The 18,464-nt window shown below is 74.5% G+C and carries 18 protein-coding genes; 8 read left to right on the forward strand and 10 right to left on the reverse strand.

The window, feature by feature from the left end:
- Window positions 1-89: 89 nt before the first annotated feature.
- Window positions 90-461 (reverse strand): putative signal transducing protein, encoded by a 372-nt coding sequence (locus tag A2CP1_RS19190; protein ID WP_012527700.1) that lies wholly within the window; start codon window positions 459-461, stop codon window positions 90-92.
- A gap of 135 nt (window positions 462-596) precedes the next feature.
- Window positions 597-1,838: a cation:proton antiporter gene (locus A2CP1_RS19195; protein ID WP_015934884.1), complete on the reverse strand. Its 1,242-nt coding sequence runs from the start codon at window positions 1,836-1,838 to the stop codon at window positions 597-599.
- 356 nt (window positions 1,839-2,194) lie between these two features.
- Between A2CP1_RS19195 and A2CP1_RS19200 the strand changes: the two genes are divergently transcribed.
- Together A2CP1_RS19200 and A2CP1_RS19205 are read left to right on the forward strand one after the other, a co-directional pair.
- Window positions 2,195-2,629 (forward strand): hypothetical protein, encoded by a 435-nt coding sequence (locus A2CP1_RS19200; RefSeq protein ID WP_015934885.1) that lies wholly within the window; start codon window positions 2,195-2,197, stop codon window positions 2,627-2,629.
- Between the two features lie 458 nt (window positions 2,630-3,087).
- Window positions 3,088-4,419 carry a citrate (Si)-synthase gene (locus A2CP1_RS19205; protein WP_012527703.1) on the forward strand — a complete coding sequence of 444 codons (1,332 nt, stop codon included), beginning with the start codon at window positions 3,088-3,090 and terminating at the stop codon, window positions 4,417-4,419.
- Window positions 4,420-4,567: 148 nt separating this feature from the next.
- On the opposite strand, the gene A2CP1_RS19210 is transcribed toward A2CP1_RS19205, so the two are convergent.
- Both A2CP1_RS19210 and A2CP1_RS19215 read right to left on the reverse strand, forming a co-directional pair.
- Window positions 4,568-5,689 (reverse strand): M23 family metallopeptidase, encoded by a 1,122-nt coding sequence (locus A2CP1_RS19210; protein WP_245529844.1) that lies wholly within the window; start codon window positions 5,687-5,689, stop codon window positions 4,568-4,570.
- Between the two features lie 407 nt (window positions 5,690-6,096).
- A complete protein-coding gene (locus A2CP1_RS19215) occupies window positions 6,097-6,444 on the reverse strand; it encodes a DsrE family protein (RefSeq protein ID WP_012527705.1) in 348 nt (115 codons plus the stop codon).
- 47 nt (window positions 6,445-6,491) lie between these two features.
- On the opposite strand from A2CP1_RS19215, the gene A2CP1_RS19220 reads away from it, so the two are divergent.
- Both A2CP1_RS19220 and A2CP1_RS19225 read left to right on the forward strand, forming a co-directional pair.
- Window positions 6,492-8,099: a 30S ribosomal protein S1 gene (locus A2CP1_RS19220; protein ID WP_015934887.1), complete on the forward strand. Its 1,608-nt coding sequence runs from the start codon at window positions 6,492-6,494 to the stop codon at window positions 8,097-8,099.
- A 455-nt stretch (window positions 8,100-8,554) separates the two neighbouring features.
- On the forward strand, window positions 8,555-8,752 hold the full coding sequence (locus A2CP1_RS19225; protein WP_245529846.1) for a hypothetical protein: 198 nt from the start codon (window positions 8,555-8,557) through the stop codon (window positions 8,750-8,752).
- A gap of 143 nt (window positions 8,753-8,895) precedes the next feature.
- Here the strand turns inward: A2CP1_RS19225 and treZ are convergent, their stop codons facing one another.
- On the reverse strand, window positions 8,896-10,560 hold the full coding sequence (gene treZ / locus A2CP1_RS19230; protein ID WP_015934889.1) for a malto-oligosyltrehalose trehalohydrolase: 1,665 nt from the start codon (window positions 10,558-10,560) through the stop codon (window positions 8,896-8,898).
- Between the two features lie 245 nt (window positions 10,561-10,805).
- Between treZ and A2CP1_RS19235 the strand changes: the two genes are divergently transcribed.
- From A2CP1_RS19235 to A2CP1_RS19245, 3 genes are all read left to right on the forward strand, one after another.
- Window positions 10,806-12,596 (forward strand): phosphoenolpyruvate carboxykinase (GTP), encoded by a 1,791-nt coding sequence (locus A2CP1_RS19235; protein WP_015934890.1) that lies wholly within the window; start codon window positions 10,806-10,808, stop codon window positions 12,594-12,596.
- Between the two features lie 104 nt (window positions 12,597-12,700).
- Window positions 12,701-13,450 (forward strand): NRDE family protein, encoded by a 750-nt coding sequence (locus A2CP1_RS19240; RefSeq protein ID WP_015934891.1) that lies wholly within the window; start codon window positions 12,701-12,703, stop codon window positions 13,448-13,450.
- Between the two features lie 35 nt (window positions 13,451-13,485).
- Window positions 13,486-13,821, forward strand: a complete 336-nt coding sequence (locus A2CP1_RS19245; protein ID WP_012527711.1) for a DUF971 domain-containing protein — start codon at window positions 13,486-13,488, stop codon at window positions 13,819-13,821.
- 51 nt (window positions 13,822-13,872) lie between these two features.
- Here the strand turns inward: A2CP1_RS19245 and A2CP1_RS19250 are convergent, their stop codons facing one another.
- The 5 genes from A2CP1_RS19250 to A2CP1_RS19270 all read right to left on the reverse strand — a co-directional run bounded on the left by A2CP1_RS19250 (window position 13,873) and on the right by A2CP1_RS19270 (window position 17,914).
- On the reverse strand, window positions 13,873-14,778 hold the full coding sequence (locus A2CP1_RS19250) for an HD domain-containing phosphohydrolase (protein WP_245529848.1): 906 nt from the start codon (window positions 14,776-14,778) through the stop codon (window positions 13,873-13,875).
- 119 nt (window positions 14,779-14,897) lie between these two features.
- Window positions 14,898-15,389: an SsrA-binding protein SmpB gene (gene smpB, locus A2CP1_RS19255; protein ID WP_012527713.1), complete on the reverse strand. Its 492-nt coding sequence runs from the start codon at window positions 15,387-15,389 to the stop codon at window positions 14,898-14,900.
- The gene (gene panC, locus A2CP1_RS19260; RefSeq protein ID WP_012527714.1) at window positions 15,386-16,255 is read right to left on the reverse strand and encodes a pantoate--beta-alanine ligase; all 870 of its coding nucleotides are present in this window, start codon (window positions 16,253-16,255) and stop codon (window positions 15,386-15,388) included. Before panC ends, smpB begins: the two co-directional genes overlap by 4 nt.
- Window positions 16,256-16,278: 23 nt before the next feature.
- Entirely contained in the window at window positions 16,279-17,199 is a 921-nt protein-coding gene (gene panB / locus A2CP1_RS19265; protein ID WP_015934893.1) for a 3-methyl-2-oxobutanoate hydroxymethyltransferase, read from the reverse strand.
- Window positions 17,200-17,266: 67 nt separating this feature from the next.
- Window positions 17,267-17,914: a deoxynucleoside kinase gene (locus A2CP1_RS19270; RefSeq protein WP_015934894.1), complete on the reverse strand. Its 648-nt coding sequence runs from the start codon at window positions 17,912-17,914 to the stop codon at window positions 17,267-17,269.
- Window positions 17,915-18,147: 233 nt separating this feature from the next.
- Here A2CP1_RS19270 and A2CP1_RS19275 point away from each other — a divergent pair, with 233 nt between their 5' ends.
- Window positions 18,148-18,414 (forward strand): hypothetical protein, encoded by a 267-nt coding sequence (locus tag A2CP1_RS19275; protein WP_012527717.1) that lies wholly within the window; start codon window positions 18,148-18,150, stop codon window positions 18,412-18,414.
- Window positions 18,415-18,464: the final 50 nt, after the last annotated feature.

Raw genomic sequence — 18,464 nt, forward strand, 5'->3', positions numbered from 1 at the left:
TCGTCGCGCCTCGCGCTGCTCGCGTCTCGACCGCCTGGCTCGGTCCGGGGATGGATTCACGCGCTCTGAGCGCCGCGCCGGCGCGCGCTTCAGCGCAGCACGCGCCCGAGCGCGAACACGCCGGCGAGCCCGAACGCCGCGATCCACACCACCAGCCAGGTGACACCCCAGCCGTCGCGCGCCGGCACCGCCGGCGCGGGCGGCTCCGCGGCGTGCGCCGGCTCCGGCGTCGCCAGGATGTCGCGCGAGCGGTCGAGGTCCATGGCGGGCACCATGAGCCGCAGCGCGCGCGTGCCGGGCAGCAGCGCCGCGTCGGCGCCGTCGCGGAACGCGGCCGGGATGCCGTCGGCCTCGAGCATGCCGCGGGCGAGCTCCGCCTCGGCGCGCGTCCAGTAGACGGCGACGGTCCGGTACTCCGACGAGTGCTGCGCGCTCCCCTCGCGCTGCGGCACAAGCTCCACTGGCTCGCCCCCCCAGGCACCCCGATGCTGCCAAACTCTCGCGCCCGGGTCCAATGCGGGCTCGCCTGTTCGTGCGAGGTGCACGTCCTGTCGCCCGCCAACGGGCGAGGCCGGACGCCGGGCGCGCACCCGGCGTCACGCCGCCCGGACGGTGGGTGCGGGACCGGCCGCCGCCGCGGGCGCCGTCCCCATCCGCCAGCGGAGGAGCGGAGGCGTCACCAGCGTGGTCACGAGCACCATGGCGACGATGGCCGCGAACGCGCCCGGCCCGAGCAGCGGCCGCCCGCCGGGCGCGAGCGACATGCCGATGTTCGCGAAGATGAGCCCCACCTCGCCGCGCGGGATCATCCCGAGCCCCACCGCGAGCCGGTCCACCCCCGGCGTCACCACCGCGAGCGCGCACGCCTGCTTGCCGAGGATCGCCGCCACCGAGAGCGCGCCCGCGAGCGCGAGCGAGCCGGTGCCCAGCGCGCCGAGGTCGACCGCGAGGCCCATCCGCACGAAGAACAGCGGGACGAGCACCGCCGCGAGCGGGGTGAGCCGCTCCTCGAGCCGCTCCGCGCCGTCGCTCAGCTCCGCGAACGGCACGCCCTCCAGCACCAGCCCGGCCGCGAACGCGCCCACGATGGGCGCGAGCCCCACCGCCGAGGCCGCCCAGGACAGGGCGAAGCAGACCACCAGCGCCAGCGTGAACAGCACGCCCTGGCCCCGGAGCCGCGCCGCGATCGCGAACAGCCGCGGCGCCGCCCACCGGCCCGCCACGAGCGCGACGCCGAGGAACCCGACCGCCTTCGCGCCGACCCACGCCAGGACCGTCATCACCCCGGAGCCGCCGCCGCCGCCGGCCAGGCCGACCATCACCGCCAGCACGAGCAGGCCGAGCACGTCATCGATCACCGCCGCGCCGAGGACGATCTGCCCGGCCGGCGAGCCGATGCGGCCCATGTCGCGGAGCACGCGGGCGGTGATGCCCACGCTGGTGGCCGAGAGCGCCGCGCCCAGGAACAGGTGCGCGACCGGGCTCGCCTCCGGCAGGAGCCACGCGCCCACCCCGTAGCCGAGCGCCATGGGCACCACCACGCCGATGCACGCCACCAGGAACGCGGACGCGCCGACCTTCACCAGATCGGCGAAGCGCGTGGAGAGCCCGACCTCGAACAGCAGCAGGATGACGCCGAGCTCCGCGAGCGCCTCCAGCACCGCGTCGCGCGCCAGCCCCTCCGTCCCGTGCAGCCCGAGGGCGGGGAGCGCGCCGAGCGCGACGCCGGCGAGGAGCTCGCCGAGGACGGGCGGCTGTCCCAGCCGGGCCGCGAGGACGCCGCCGAGCTTCGCGGCGGTGAGCAGGACGGCGAGGGCGACGAGCAGGTGCGCGATCACGATGGAAGCCTCCACTGCGCCGGCTGCCAGCGGTCCGGGCAGCGGCGCCGGCGCGCTGCCCGGATCGGCGGCGGGGGCCGGCCCGGCGAGGCGCGCCGCCGGCCGGGATGGCCCGCCACCGCGGTCCGCCGCGGGAGAAATGCATCCGCCGGACCACGGCGGGTCGGGAGGCGCCGCCACGCGTCCGCGCGCCTCGGCCGCCGGCCCGTGGATCCGGGGCCGGCGCCCTCCCCGGCGCCCGCCCATGTCAGAGGCTCCGGCTAGGGTCCGCTCGCCGACCCTTCCCCGCGCCTGGCCGTGACCGGCCTGGGCGCGACGGGAGCAGGGGCGGTGTCCGCTAGGTGGAGGTTCCGAGAATGGCCGTGAAGGTCATGGTGGCACCCGCGATCGTGAAGGGCGAGCTCGACAAGCCGCGATCTCCCGGCCGGCAGAAGGAGCCCGGCGACGCCGCGAAGCCCAGGCGGCGCCGCTCGTCCGTCTACGACGCCGACGGCAACGAGGTCTTCATCACGCTCATGTGCCTGAAGTGCCACAAGATGCGGCCGCTCTCGCAGTTCGGCCTGCGCCGCATGGCCGACGGCGCCATCCGGAACCAGCCGTGGTGCCGGACCTGCCGGTCCGGGACCGCCGAGAAGCCGCGCGGGGGGGCTGCAGAAACCGTGGAGTCCTCCGCGGTGGAGGCCCCCCCGGCCGCGAACGGGGTGGCCGCGCCGGCCGAGCCGGAGCGCAAGCGCGCCTCGGGCGCGGTGGCCGCCGAGGTCGCCGCCGCCCTGGCGGCAGGCCGCGGATAGCCGCCGGGCCCGCACCGGGGATCGGGTGGCCCGCGGGGCCGGGGGCGGTGCGCCGCCCTGGGGTGCTGGCGCGCTCGCCTCCGGGGCGCGCCGGCCGCCGGCGCCGCGCGCTCGGTGGCGAGCGGCATTTGGTCGCGGCGGCGCGCGCTCCGGCGAGCGCGCGCCCGCCGGCACGCCCGCTCGACCCGGGACGGACGGCGCGTTCGCCTGCGAGCGAAACCCCAGGATTTGCCGGGCGCTGCCTGCGCACATCGGCGCCATTGACCAATCGCGCGGGCTGAAGTGGACTGCTCCGGGCGCTCGCCCGGCGCCTTTCAAAGCGTAAATAGACCTTTGTGCTCCACGACTTAGCGGCCCTTTCCCGTTTGCGCCGTCCCCTCGCCCGCGAGTAGGATTCGGGCCCTCGCGTTACGAAATCCCAAGCAACTCAAACCTTCAGACAGTTGGCCGGAGTGACCATGGCTGAGTCCACGCTGAAGCAGGTGCTGAAGCAGAAGATCGAGGCGTTCCGCCCGCGGATTCAGAAGCTGAACAAGGAGTTCGGCGAGGTGGTGATCGACAAGGTCAACATCGGCCAGGCGATCGGCGGCGCCCGCGACGTCCGCTGCCTCGTGACCGACATCTCGTACCTCGACCCGCAGGAAGGCATCCGCTTCCGCGGCAAGACCATCCCCGAGACCTTCGAGGCGCTCAAGGCGCACGTGGTCCCGGGCGGCGAGATGCCGACCGTGGAGAGCTTCTTCTACTTCCTGCTCACGGGCGAGATCCCGACGAAGGAGCAGGCGCAGGAGGTGTTCGCGGAGTTCAAGAAGCGCGAGGCGCTCCCGCAGTACGTCATCGACGTGCTCCGCGCGATGCCGCGCGACTCGCACCCGATGGCGATGTTCTCGGCCGGCATCGTCACGATGCAGCGCGAGTCGGTGTTCGCGAAGCGCTACGGCGAGGGCAACCTCAAGAAGACGGACATGTGGGACCCGATGTACGAGGACGCGATGACGCTCGTCGCGCGCCTCCCGGTGCTCGCCGCGTACATCTACCGGATGAAGTACAAGGGTGACACGCACATCGCGTCGGACGCGAGCCTCGATCTCGGCGGCAACTTCGCCAAGATGATCGGGCAGGTGAAGCCGTACGACGACGTGGCCCGCATGTACTTCATCCTGCACTCGGATCACGAGTCGGGGAACGTCTCGGCCCACACCTCGCACCTGGTCGCGTCGGCGCTCTCCGACGCGTACTACTCCTACTCGGCCGGCATCAACGGCCTCGCCGGCCCGCTGCACGGCCTCGCGAACCAGGAGGTGCTCGGCTGGATCCAGCAGACGATGAAGAAGCTGAACAACCAGGTGCCCTCGAAGGAGCAGCTGAAGCAGTTCCTCTGGGACACGCTGAACTCGGGCCAGGTGATCCCGGGCTACGGCCACGCGGTGCTCCGCAAGACCGACCCCCGCTACACGGCGCAGAACGAGTTCGCGAAGAAGCACCTGCCGAACGACCCGCTCTTCCAGCTCGTGAACATGATCTACGAGGTGGCGCCGGGCGTCCTCACCGAGCACGGCAAGACCAAGAACCCGTGGCCGAACGTGGACGCGCACTCGGGCGTGATCCAGTGGTACTACGGCGTCCGCGAGTGGGACTTCTACACGGTCCTCTTCGGCGTCGGCCGCGCGCTCGGCGTGCTCGCCAACCTCGTGTGGGACCGCGGCCTCGGCTACGCCATCGAGCGGCCGAAGTCGGTCACCACCGAGATGCTGGAGAAGTGGGCGCACGAGGGCGGCCGGAAGATCTAGGCCCGCGCCCCGCAGCAGCCTGAAGACACCGAAGGCCGCCCGCGAGGGCGGCCTTCTCCGTTTCCGGATGTCGGAGGCGGCGCGCGCGCTCGCGCCCGGGCGCGGCCGGCGCTCCCCGCTCCCGGGGGCGCCGGCGCGCGTCCCGCGATCAGCGCGCCGCGGGGAGCGCGACCGGGGTGGCGGGGACGGCCGCCGGCGCCTGCGTCGCGGCCACGGCACCGCCGAGCGCGGCGTCGAGCGCGGTGCGCCGCGCGTCGTAGGCGGGGCGGCGGGCGGGGTCGAGCGAGGCGCGGCGGATCTTGTGGATCTCGAACGGATCCAGGATCCGGCCGTCGGGCGCCTCGAGCTGATAGTGCAGGTGCGGCGCGGTGGAGTGGCCGGTGTTCCCGGACAGCGCGATCTGCTCGCCCTTCTTCACGCGCCGGCCCGGGACCATGTCCTTGGGCAGCACCTCGAGGTGCAGGAAGATCGCGTGCCGCCCGGAGGCGGGATCGCGGAGGTCGAGGCAGTTGCCGTTCCCGGCGAAGTTCCAGTTCCGCCGCTCGATGACGCCGTCGAACGTGGCGAACACCGGCGTGCCGGTGGGCGTGCGAAAGTCCACGCCCTTGTGGCGGCGGCCGTCGCGCAGCAGCGAGGTGACCTGGTCGTACTCGTGGATGGGCGCGTCCACCAGCAGCTCCTCGAGCTCGGTGCCGTCGGCGCGGTAGTAGCGCGGCCAGCGCGATCCCTCGGGCTGGAAGCGGTACGCGGCGAACACGCGGCCGAGCTTCTGCGACGCGAACCGCACCGCCTCGACCACCGGCTCGCCCGACGCGGGCAGGCCCTGGGCGGCAGGCGCCGGCGGCGAGTAGAGGATCTCGATCCGGTCGCCCTTGCGGCCGTCGCGGGCGACGCGGAGGTCCCAGACGAGCAGCCGGTTCACCACCTGCGTGAGCTGCTCGCCGACGTCCCGGTCCTCGGGCGGGAGCGCGCGCTGGATCGACTCCTCCAGCGCCCCGGAGAGCGTCGCGACGACGCGGCGCGGGCCGGCGGGCGCGGCGGGCGGCGCCGCGGCGGGCGCGGGCGCCGCTGCGGTCGCGCTCGCGTCCGGCGCCGCGGCCGGGGCGGCCGGCGCAGCCCCGGGGGCAGGGGCGGCCTGCTGGACCGCGGCGGCGGGCGCGGCCGGCGCCTGCGCGCCGGGGGCGGCGTCGCCCGGGGACGCTCCGCCGATCGCGAAGCGGCCGCCGGGAGCCGTGAGGCGGCCGAGCAGGATGCCCGCGGCGAGCGCCACCCCCAGCGCGATTCCGACGCCGACTCGGCGCGCTCCGGGCCGCGGCGTGTGCCCCGGCCGGTGGGGAGGCGGATCGATGGAGAGGCTGACCATGTGCGGGGCTCCGGGGGTGCGGGAGGGCGACGGGAGGGCGGATGATAAACGGCCGACCGGCCCGCGATCTTCCGCCCAAGGGACGCCCCGCGGGCTCCCTCGCGGGCCTGCCCTCCGCCCTCCCCCGTCCGAGCGATCGAGCGGTCGGTCGACCGCGTTGCACCGAGCGCAGCCAGGGCTGCCCCGAGCGCGGCAGCGCCGCGCCGCGGGGACGTCGCGCGAGCCCGCGAAGGCGGGCGCGCGAGGTCACGGGCCCCCGCGCAGCAGGGTGGGGCCCCGCGGAGCTCCGCTCCGTGGGGCGGGGCGCAGCCCCGTCAGAAGAAGAATCGGTCCGTCACGCCGGCGGACCACTCGAGGATCGTCGGCCAGCCCACCACCGCGTCCAGCGTCCGCTCCGCGTCGGCGAGCGCGACCTTCTGCTCGACGACGCTGGCGCTGCACGCGATCAGGCGGCACTCGCCCACCGTCCGGGCCTGCTGAAGCGCCGCACCCGGCTCCTCCGGGTCGGCGTCGTGCGCGGCCACCAGCGCCGGGACGGCCGGGCCGAACAGGTAGACGTCCACCCGGTCGCCCAGCGCGGCGGCGGCCAGGGCGGCGGAGCCGGCCAGGCGGAGCGCGCCGGCGTCGGCGTGCGACACGAAGATCACGGCGCGGCGCTCCATGCGCCCCTTTTACGCGAGACCCGGCGCCTGTGCTATGAGACGCCGCCATGTCGGACCAGAAGAAGCCCGAGTCCCCGGGCCCGGTGGTGATCCGCAAGGGCCACGTGAAGCCCCCGCCGCCCGGCGCGAAGATCGAGGCGCCCGAGGAGGAGCGGCTCGCGCCCGCGACGTCGCAGCCCGCGCCGGCGGCGCAGGACCGCCGCCCGCTCTGGCAGCGCGTGGCGGAGGATCGCAACCCGCGACCCGGCGGCGCCGGCCCGCAGCAGCGCGGCGGCCCGCGCGGCCCCAGGCCCGGCGGCGGCGGTCCGCGCGGCGAGCGGCGCCCCCGCGGCGAGCGTCCCGAGCGGCGGGAGCACGGTGAGCCGGCCCCGGCCGCCTCGCTCGACTCCCCGCGCCCGCCGGCCGGCGAGCCGCCGCCGGCGCCGGAGGTGGAGGTTCCCGACGAGGGCTCCTTCGCGGACATGCTCGCGGGCTCGGAGGCGGGGCCGCGGCGCCGCTTCCAGGTCGGCGAGAAGGTCGCCGGCAAGATCATCCAGATCGGCGGGGACGTCGCGTTCCTCGAGCTCGGGTCCGGCGTGGCCGAGGCGATGATCGAGACCGTCGAGCTGAAGGACGAGGCCGGGAACGTGGCGGCCCGCGTGGGCGACATCATCGACGCGGTGGTGGTGAAGGCCACCGATCGCGGCGCGGTCGTCTCGAAGGGCCACGGCCGCGCCACCCGCGACAACGCCCGCGACGCGGTGATCGAGGCCGCCCACACCGGCCTGCCGGTGGAGGGCGTGGTGAAGGCGGTGAACAAGGGCGGGCTGGAGGTCGAGGTCCACGGCGTCCGCGCGTTCTGCCCGATCTCGCAGATCGACGTGCGGTTCGTGGGCGACGCCTCCTCGTTCGTCGGCCAGAAGCTCCTGTTCAAGGTCACCCGCGCCGACGCGCGCGACGCCGTGCTCTCGCGGCGCGCGCTGCTCGAGGAGGAGCGCGCCCACAAGGCGGCCGAGACGCGCGCGCGGCTCGCGCCGGGCGCGGTGTTCGACGGCGTCGTGACGAGCGTGCAGGACTACGGCGCGTTCGTGGACATCGGCGGCGTCGAGGGCCTGGTGCACGTCTCCGAGCTGGCCTGGGACCGGGTGTCGAAGCCGCAGGACCTGCTCTCGGCCGGCGACGCGGTGCAGGTGCAGGTGCTCCGCATCGACGAGGATCCGAAGAAGGGCGAGCGCATCGGGCTCTCGGTGAAGGCGCTCGCGCCCCGGCCCGAGCCCGCCGCACCGGCCCCGGGCGCGGAGGGCGCCGAGCGGCCCGCCCGCCCCACCCCGCCGCCGCCGCCGCGCGTGGGCGACGTGGTGCAGGCCACCGTCGACAAGGTGGAGAGCTTCGGCGTGTTCGTGCGCTTCGCCGGCGGCCGCGGCCTGGTGCCGGCGAGCGAGACCGGCACGCCGCGCGGGTCCGACCTGCGCCGGAGCTTCAAGGTCGGCGACACGCTGCAGGCGCTCGTGTCGGCGATCGACGAGCAGGGCCGCATCCGCCTCTCCAAGACCGAGGCCGAGCACGCCGCGGAGCGCGCCGAGGCGCGCGAGTACATGGCGAAGGCGCCGCGCGGGCAGGGCAAGGGCTTCGGCACGCTCGGCGACCTGCTCCGGCAGAAGCTCGAGAAGAAGTAGCGCGCCGCCGCGGGACGCGATCACCGTGCGTGGCTTCACGCACGGTGATCGGCGGCGCCCACCGTCTCGACGGACGCACGGTCCGTGCGGGCGCCTCCGGGCCACCCCATCAGAGACAGCGCCAGCGCCGGCTCTCCCGTTCGCGTGTGACCTGCCCGTGCGGTCAACATTGACTCGCGGAGTCCACGTTCCCGGAGCGCCTTCGGAACCTCGAGGTCTCGTTCCGGCGAGCAGTGATCCGCGTCAAAGGCCATGGGACGTAAGCCATTGAAACCATTAGGTCAGCGTCCTTTTGGCCCATCGCAGGAGCCGCCGCGACCTCGTATCTGATGGCCTGTGATCGCCCGGCACCCGAGCGACCCGCGGCCGCGCCGGCGACGCGGCGAAGGAGCGACGCGATGGCCACACAGTACGGTGCACTGTCGTACTCGTCTCGAACCCAATCCCCCGCCCGGGTGATCACCCGCGCCATGGTCGAGGCCCGGCGCGTGCTCGTGGGGGCGCTCGCGACCGCGGCGGTGGTCGCGTTCATGAGCGCGGTCGGCTGGGTCGCGCTCCTGGCCCTCACCGTCACCGTCCCGTTCGCAACCATCGTGATCGCGCTCGCCGTGGGCATCCGCCACCTCCGCCAGGATCGGCGCGCGCTCGCCTGAAGCGCGCCCCGGCGCGGGCCGGCCGACCGCGAACGCCGGCGGCCGGGCCCCGCACCGCTGCGCGCCACGACCCGCGCGCCGCCAGAGCGCGCCCCGAGCCGCCGGCGCGTGCCCGGGGCGCCCTCGCCAGGGCGCGTCGCGCCTCACCCCTCGGTCACGCTCCAGCCCCACGGGCCCAGCCCGGCCCCGGCGCGGTCGGAGAGGTTCGCGCGCACGGTGAGCCCCGGGCGGCGGAGCGTGAACGCCGCGCCGTCCCGCGCCACCTCCGGCCAGCGCGCCGCGATGGCGTCGCGGTGGCGGCGGCGCACCTCGAGCAGCCGCCGGTGGTGCTCGCGGAGCGCGCCGTGCCGGCCGTCGCTCCGGTGGGAGAGCGTCGACCGCAGGAACGTCCGCTCGTCCTGCGGGTCCGGCGGCTCGCCCTGCCCGCGCGCGATGTGCTCGGCGCGGCGACCCTCGGAGACGGCGCGCGCCAGGGCCGCGTCGCCGTGGCTGGTGAAGTACTGGAACGGGCGCGTCTCCCCGTACTCCTCGCCCATGAAGAGGAGCGGCAGGGCCGAGCCGAGCAGCACGAGCGCCGCGATGGGCTCGAGCGCCGGCCAGGGCAGGAGCGCGGCCAGCCGCTCGCCGTGCGGGCGGTTGCCGATCTGGTCGTGGTTCTGCGCGCAGGCCACGAAGCGCGAGGGCGCGAGCCCCGCCACCGGCGTGCCGTGCGGGCCGCCGCGGTAGGCCGAGCGCTCGCCCTGGAAGACGAAGCCCTCCGCCAGCGCGCGGGCCACCTGCTCCGGCGCGCCGAAGTCGGCGAGGTAGCGCTCCCGCTCGCCGGTCACGAGCGCGTGCAGCGCGTGGTGCAGGTCGTCGGCCCAGACCGCGGAGCAGCCCCAGCCGGCGGGCGGCGGATCGAGGACCCGGCGGTCGTTGTCGTCGTTCTCGGCGATCACGTGGATCCGGCGCCCCTCGCGGCGCGCCAGCGCGGAGACCTCGTCGCACAGCGCGGCCACCAGGTGACGCGGCCCGTCGTCGCGGATCGCGTGCGTGGCGTCGAGGCGGAGCGCGTCCACGCGGAAGTCGCGCACCCACTGCAGCGCGGCGCCGAGGAAGTAGGCGCGCACCGGCCCGGCGTCCGGGCCGTCGAGATCGAGGCCGTCGCCCCAGGGGGTGCGGTGACGATCGGTGAGGTACGGCGCGAGCTGCGGGAGGTAGTTCCCCTCCGGGCCGAGGTGGTTGTAGACGACGTCGAGGCACACCGCGAGGCCGAGCGCGTGCGCGCGGTCCACGAAGCGCTGCAGCGCCGCGGGCCCGCCGTACGCGGCGTGCACCGCCCAGCTCTGCACGCCGTCGTAACCCCAGTTGCGCGCGCCCGCGAACGGCTGCACCGGCATGAGCTCGACGCAGGTCACGCCCAGCTCCGCCAGGCCGGGCAAGGCCTCGGCCGCCGCGTCCAGCGTGCCCGCCGCGGTGAACGTGCCGACGTGGAGCTCGTAGAAGACCAGTGCCTCGAGCGGCAGCCCCGCGAACGCGCTCCGCCAGCGGTGCCGCGCCGGGTCGAACACCTCGGACGCCGCGTGAACGCCGTCCGGCTGGGCGCGGGAGGCGGGATCGGGGAGCGCTCGCCCGCCCGGCAGCACGAGCTGGTAGCGCGTGCCGTGCCCGGCGCCGCGGACCTCGCCGGTCCACCATCCCTCCGGCGCGGGCGAGAGCGGGTGGTCGGCGCCGTCGACGCGCACCGCCAGGCGCTCCGCGCGCGGCGCCCAGGCGCGGAACCGGACGCCTCCGGTCGTGATCTCGGGGCCGTGTGCCGGACGCGACATGCGAGCAACGTAGCGCCTCCGGGCGCGCGCGGCGCGGGGTCGCCGCGGGGCCGTGTCGCCCGATCGCGGGGCGCAGCGGCGCACGTTTGCGCGCGGTGCGCGCCGGCGCCAGCTTGCAGGTCGGAACGCGAATTCGGGGCTCGACTCTGCGACCTCTCGTGCGCTAGCTTGGCGTCCCCGTTTTCCGCGCTGCAGCTGCGCGTCCCCAGGCCCTTTTTCCGCTCAATCGTAAAAAGGAATTCCTGATGTCCACCTCTCCTGCCGCTCGTCCCACGTCGAACGCGCACCTCCTCGGCTGGGTCGACGAGATGGCGAAGCTCTGCAAGCCCGATCGCGTCTACTGGTGCGACGGCTCCGAGGCCGAGAAGAAGCGGCTGACCGACGACGCCGTCGCCGCCAAGGTCCTCATCCCGCTCGATCAGCAGAAGTGGCCCGGCTGCCACTACCACCACTCGAACTCGAGCGACGTCGCCCGCGTCGAGCACCTCACCTTCATCTGCACGCCGACGAAGGAGCAGGCCGGCCCGACCAACAACTGGATGGAGCCGAAGGAGGCCTACCGGAAGCTCGGCGCCATCTTCGACGGGTCGATGAAGGGCCGCACCATGTACGTGGTGCCGTACGTGATGGGCCCGAGCACCTCACCCTTCGCGAAGGTCGGCATCGAGATCACCGACTCCGTGTACGTGGCCCTGAACATGGGGATCATGGCGCGCATGGGGAAGGTGGCGCTCGACCGCCTCGGCGACTCGGACGAGTTCAACCGCGGCCTGCACTCGGTCGCCGACTGCAACCCCGAGCGCCGCTTCATCTGCCACTTCCCGCAGGACAACACCATCTGGTCGGTGGGCTCCGGCTACGGCGGCAACGCGCTGCTCGGCAAGAAGTGCCTCGCGCTCCGCATCGCCAGCTATCTCGCGAAGAACGAGGGCTGGCTCGCCGAGCACATGCTGATCCTCGAGGCGGAGAGCCCGACCGGCGAGAAGCAGTACGTCGCGGCCGCGTTCCCGTCGGCCTGCGGCAAGACGAACTTCGCCATGATGATCCCGCCCGCCGCGTTCCCGGGCTGGAAGATCCGGACGGTCGGCGACGACATCTCCTGGATGCGGGTGGGCGAGGACGGCCGCCTCTGGGCGGTGAACCCGGAGAACGGCTACTTCGGCGTGGCCCCGGGCACGAACCGGAAGACGAACCCCAACGCGATGGACTCGGTCCGCAAGGACACCATCTTCACCAACGTCGCCCGCACGCCGGACGGCGACATCTGGTGGGAGGGGATGGACCACGAGGCGCCGGCCGAGCTGATCGACTGGAAGGGCCAGCCCTGGAAGAAGGGCTCCACCGAGAAGGCGGCGCACCCGAACAGCCGCTTCACCGCGCCGGCGAAGAACAACCCCGCCATCTCGCCGCTGGTGGACGATCCGAAGGGCGTGCCCATCTCGGCCATCATCTTCGGCGGGCGGCGCTCCACCACGGTCCCGCTGGTGCTCGAGGCGTTCAACTGGACGCACGGCGTGTACCTGGGCTCGACCATGGGCTCGGAGACCACCGCCGCCGCCACCGGCCAGGTCGGCGTGGTCCGCCGCGACCCGATGGCGATGCTGCCGTTCATCGGCTACGACTGCGGGAGCTACCTGCAGCACTGGCTCGACATGCAGTCGCGCATCCCGAACCCGCCCAAGATCTTCCTGGTGAACTGGTTCCGGAAGAGCGCCGAGGGCAAGTTCCTGTGGCCGGGCTACGGCGACAACATGCGCGTGCTGAAGTGGATGCTCGACCGCGCCGCCGGCCGCGCGCCCGCCAAGGAGACGCTGCTCGGGTACACACCGGGTGACTCGGGCCTCGACCTGCACGGCCTCGACGTCTCGAAGGACGCGATCGCGGCCGCGACCCAGATCGACCTCGGCGAGTGGGAGCAGGAGCTGGAGTCGCAGTCCGAGTGGTTCGAGAAGCTCGGCAAGACGCTGCCCCGGCCGCTCGCGCTCCAGCGCGAGCTGCTGCTCGAGCGCGTCCGCGCCGCCCGCAAGGTGAAGTAGCGCGCGCCGCGCGAGACGTTCCGGGGGCCCGGCCGGCGACGGTCGGGCCCCTTCCCGTCGCGCCGGGCGAGCGGGACCGCCGGCCCCGTGTTAAGCGTCCGGGCATGTGCACCCTCGCCGTCGCGCTGCAGGCGGACCGCCGCTGGCCGGTGATCGTGGCCGCCAACCGCGACGAGCGGAACGGGCGCCCGTCGGAGGGCTGGGGCCTGCGCGACGGCGCGACCGGCATCCGCTACGCGGCGCCGCGCGACCTCCTCGCCGGCGGCACCTGGATCGGCCTCTCGGCGCGCGGCGTGTTCGCGGGCGTGACCAACTACCACGCGCCGGTGCAGTGGTACCCCGACCCGGAGCGCCGCTCGCGGGGCGACCTCGTCCCGCTCGCGCTCGCCGCCCCGGACGCGGAGGCCGCGCGCGCGGCCTTCGAGCGGGCGGACGCGGCGCAGTGGAATCCGTTCCACCTCGTGGTCGCCGACGCGCGCGCCGCGTTCCTCTGGTGGTACGACGGCGAGGCCTCGGGGATCGAGCCGCTCGGCCCCGGCCTGCACGTGGTCACCGAGACCTCGCCGCATGGGCGCGGCCCGCGCCCCGACCTGGTGCGCGCGCACTGGCCGCTCGAGCCCTCGGTGCCCCGCCTGCGAGAGGTGCTGACCCAGCACGCGGCGGTGCCCGGCACCGGCACCGCGCTCGCCACCTGCATCCACATGGACCCGGACTACGGCACCCGCTCGTCGGCGCTGGTGCGCCTCGCGCCCGAGCTGGACCGCTCGGAGCTGTACGCGACCGACGCGCGCCCCTGCCTCGGACCGTACCAGGACCGGGCCGACCTGGTCGCCGCGCTGGCGCGGTCGGCTTGACAGCGCGCCCGCCGGGCGCCATCCAAGGAACCGCCATGGGACTCCTCGATCGGATCACCTTCCAGAAGCAGACGGCCGAGCCCCCCGAGTCGATCGACGTCCAGCCCGATCACGCGATCCGCATCGTGTGGCCGGGGGGGCGCGAGACGACGCTCACCTCCTGGGCGCTGCGCGACTTCTGCCCGTGCGCGTCGTGCGTGGAGGAGGGCACCGGCAAGAAGCTGCTCGACTCCTCCACCATCCCGCCCGACATCCACCCGCTGGAGATCAACCCGGTGGGCGCGTACGCGATCCAGATCCAGTGGTCCGACGGCCACAACACCGGCCTCTACGCCTGGCCGACGCTGCGCCACGCGTGCGGGCTGGAGTAGGCGGCCCCTCGGCTCCGGACCGCTCCGCGGCCCTGCGCTCGCGGTGAGGGCCTACAGCGGACTTCTTCCAGGTGCCGCGACGGGCGCGTGCCGGTTCACCTCGGGCGCGTGCCCCTCGCGCGCACCGCCGAAGCGGATCGCGCGCGGGTCGCCGCGGCCGCCGCGGAGGGCGTGGACCAGCAGCTTGGCGGTGTTCGCGTCGGCGTGCCCGGCCAGCACCTCCGCCACGATGACGTCGGCGGCGCCGCGCGCGTCGTAGGCCGCGGAGCGGTACGCGCGCGGCCGCGTCAGCGCCGCGAACGCGCTCGCCACCGACACCACCTCCACCGCCCGCGAGGGCGCGGCGCCCATGCCCGGGTAGCCCTGCCCGCAGCGCCAGTGGTGGCAGCGCGCCGCCGCCACGGCCGGGTGCGGGCCCAGCTCGCGGGCGAGCTGGAAGGCGCCGAGCAGCGGGTGGGCCGCGATCCGGTGCGCCTCGCGGATCTCCAGCCGGTCGGCGCGCTCCACCACCGTCGCCGGCACGTGGCGCATGCCGAGGTCGTGCAGCAGCGCCGCCGCGGCGAGGTCCGGCAGGGCGCGCGCGCCGCCCACCGCGCTGAGCAGCATGCGGACCGCCACCGCCGCGGTGGTGAACGCGTGGAGGTGGAGCGCCGGCCGCTCCGCGCGGAGCGCCAGCAGCTCCTCGACCAGCCCCTCGGTCAGGCCGGCCGCGGCCACCGCCCGCGCCACCGCGTCGCGGGCCCCGGCGCGCGCGAACAGCGCCCGGTAGGTGGGGTCGTCCAGCGCCACCCCGAGATCGCCGCCCAGCGGCGTGTCGGCGAGCGCGCGGCGCGGCGCCGGCCGCGCGTGCTGGGCGGCCTCCTCGATGGACTCGGGCGACACCACCAGGCCGCGGCGAGCGACCACCCGGCCCTGGCAGTCGAGCAGATCCTCGGCGAGCGTGAGCCGGTCGAACACCGACACGAGGCTAGCAGGCCCGCGCCGCGCGGCGGGAGCCACCGCCCCATCGAGAACGGCGGCCGCGCGATCGGGGGCCCGCGGAGGAAGGAGCGAGCCCCGGGACGCCGGGGCGCACGCTAGCGACGCCGGCCCCGCGCGAGCGCCCGGTCCATCTCGCGCTTCGACTCCCGCTCGGCGATGGCCCCGCGCCGGTCCTCGTGCGAGCGCCCGCGCGCCAGGCCCAGCTCCACCTTGGCCCAGCCCTGCTTGAAGTAGATCCGGAGCGGCACGAGCGTGTAGCCGCGCTGCTCGACCTTGCCGCGGACGCGGTCGATCTCGGCCCGGTTCATGAGGAGCTTCCGGTCGCGCAGCGGCGCGTGGCCGAAGTGCGCCGCCTGCTGGTACTCGCCGATGCGGCAGTTCAGGAGCCACAGCTCCTCGCCGCGCGGCATCGCGTACGCGTCGGACAGGTTGACGTTCCCCTCGCGCAGCGACTTCACCTCGCTGCCGGTGAGCACCAGCCCGGCCTCCCAGGTGTCCTCGACGTCGTAGTCGAAGCGCGCGCGGCGGTTGGACGCCGCCACCTTCTCCGCGGCGTCCGCCGCCTTGCCGCCGGCCTTGCCCTTCATGGCAGCCTGCCGTTGTCGATGAGGCGCGTGGCGCCGAACCACGCGGCGAGCAGCAGCACGCTGCCGGGCTCGGCGCGCGCCACCGGCGCGAGCGTCTCGGGGTGGACGATCTCGACGTAGTCCACCCGGCCGCCGGCCGCCTCGAGGCGGGCGCGCGCCCCGGCCCGCAGCGAGGCCGCGTCCCGCTCGCCGCGGGCGGTGGCCTCGCGCGCGGCGGCGAGCGCCCCCGAGAGCGCGAGCGCGCGCCGCCGCTCGTCCGGCGAGAGGTACGCGTTGCGCGAGGAGAGCGCCAGGCCGTCCGGCTCGCGCACGATGGGCATGCCCACGATCTCGATGCCGAAGGCGAGGTCGCGCACCATGGCGCGGATCACGGCGACCTGCTGCCAGTCCTTCTCCCCGAACAGCGCCACGTGCGGGCGGGTCAGGTTGAACAGCTTCGCGACCACGGTGGCCACGCCGCGGAAGTGGCCCGGGCGCGAGGCGCCGTCCAGCCCCTGCGAGGCGCGCTCCACCGTGACCCAGGTCTCGTGCCCCGGCGCGAACATCAGGGCCGGGTCGCTCGGGGCGAGCACCGCGTCGAGCCCGGCGGCGGCGCACTTCGCGAGGTCGCCCTCGAGGTCGCGCGGGTAGCGGGCCAGGTCCTCGGTCGGACCGAACTGCGTCGGGTTGACGAAGATGGTGCCCACCGCCAGGCCGCGGCGGCCGCCCTCGTCGGCGCGGCGCCTCGCCTCCCGCATGAGCGAGAGGTGGCCCTCGTGCAGGTAGCCCATGGTCGTGACCAGGGCGATGCGCGTGCCGGCCTCGCGCGCGGCGGTGCAGCGGGCCTGCCAGGAGGCCGGGTCGGTGATCAGCTCGGTTGTCTTCACCTTGGGTGTGCTCGATCCCGGCGCTAGATGGGGGCGCCGATGGCGTCCGGCGGCTCTTCCTCCGCCGCTTCGGCGTGGCGCTCCACCGGAACGAGGCGGACCGAGCTGGAGTGGAAGCTGTGCGCGTCGTCGGGGAACGCGCGCGCCTTCACCTCGCCCACGTACGCGCCCACCGCGTCCTGCACGGCGGCGCCGACCTCGCCGAAGCGCTTCACGAACCTGGGCGTGAAGGACGCGTCGAGGCCGAGGAGGTCGTTCAGCACCAGCACCTGCCCGTCGCAGTGCGGGCCCGCGCCGATGCCGATGGTCGGGATCCGGAGCTGCGAGGTGACGATGCGGGCCAGCTCGGAGGGGATGCACTCCAGCACCAGCGCGTAGCACCCGGCCGCCTCGAGGGCGCGGGCGTCGCGCAGGATCTGCTGCGCCTTCTCCGAGTCCTTCCCCTGCACCACGTAGCCGCCCATCTTGTGGACCGACTGCGGGGTGAGGCCGATGTGGCCCATCACCGGCACGCCGGCGCGCACGATCCGGCGGATCACCTCGCCGAACTCGGCGCCGCCCTCGAGCTTGACGGCCTCGGCGCCGCCCTCCGCCACCAGCCGCATGGCGGCCTTCACCGCCTCGTCGGCGCTGGCCTGGTAGCTGCCGAAGCTCATGTCCGTGACGAGGTGGGCCCGGCCGTCGCCGCGGGCGAGCCCGCGCCGCACCATGGCCGAGTGGTAGACCATCTGGTCGAGGGTGACCGGCAGCGTGGACTCGTGGCCCTGCACCGCCATGCCCAGCGAGTCACCCACCAGCACCGCGTCCACGCCCGCGACCGCGACGAGCCGCGCGGCGGTCGCGTCGTAGGCGGTGACCATGGCGATGCGCTCGCCGGACTCCTTCATCCGGCGCAGCTCGTGGATGGTGACGTGCTTGCGTGGCGCGGGGGGATGGGACGACATCTTCGACGACCTCCGGTGTAGGCCCCGGGTCCGGGGTCCTGCCCATTGGTGAGGCGAGGAGACGACTCTAATACGTCCTGGTGCCCAGCGGTACGTAGTGCTGCGTGCCCTTGCGATGCTTGCGGATGACCGCGAGCAGCGCCTCGAGGTCCTCGGGCTCGGACTCCACGTCGATGTCGCTGGTGTTGACCACGAGCAGCGGCGTGTCCTCGTAGTGGAAGAAGAAGTCGTTGTAGGCCTTCGCGAGCGCCTCGACGTAGGCGGGATCGAGGCCCCGCTCGAAGTCCCGGCCGCGCTTCCTGATGCGCGACAGGAGCACGTCGGTGCGGGCCTGCAGGTAGATCACCAGGTCCGGCCGGACCACCCGCGGCCCGAGCAGCTCGTGGATCTGGCGGTAGAGCGCCAGCTCGGCCGGCTCGAGCGTCAGCGTCGCGAAGATGCGGTCCTTCGCGAACAGGTAGTCGGCGACCGTGGAGCTGGAGAACAGGTCCTGCTGGAACAGCACCTGCTGCTGCTGGAAGCGCGAGAGCAGGAAGAACACCTGCGCCTGGAACGCGTGCTTCTTCCGGTCCGCGTAGAAGGCCGGGAGGAACGGGTTCGACTCCGCCTCCTCCAGGACCAGGCGAGCGCCCAGGCGCTCGGCCAGCACCTGGGCGAGGGTCGTCTTGCCCACGCCGATGGGTCCTTCGACCGCGATGTACCGAGGGCGCTCCATCAGGGAAGCTCGCAGGAACGCGCGAGATTGCCACGCACGGAGGTCGCCCGCAAGGCGCGCCCGCGACGGGCCGTCCCGCGGGCCGGCGGGCCGTCGCGCTGCGGCGATCTGACATCTGGATCGTGGGATCCATGATCCCAGGATCAGGGCTGGCCTTGACCCCGCATGTGCAGCCACGTATCGTCATGCTGATTCGCAGGGCGGGAGCTGGAACGCGGGGCTCGGAGGCGGAGATGCGGAGCAGGGTGGCGGTCGGGCAGAAGGCCGTGGCGAAGGCCGGGAAGGCGCAGGAGGACGGGATCGACCCCGCCTACCACCGCGCCATCCTCAAGATCGCGCTCGAGCTCAAGAAGCCGAACGCCCCCAGCTACGACGCCATCGTGGCGACGACCATCCGGTCGATGAAGCTCGACCCGGTCGCGTTCCGGCGGTACCTCGGCGAGAACGGCGCTCGGAACATGAGCCTGATGCTCGCCACCGCCCGCACCGGAGGCCTCTAGGCCGCCGGGCACGGCTCACGGGCGCCCGTTCGACGGATGGGGTCGGTCGG

The sequence above is a fragment of the Anaeromyxobacter dehalogenans 2CP-1 genome, assembly GCF_000022145.1.
In the GTDB taxonomy this organism is placed as follows: Bacteria; Myxococcota; Myxococcia; order Myxococcales; family Anaeromyxobacteraceae; genus Anaeromyxobacter; species Anaeromyxobacter dehalogenans.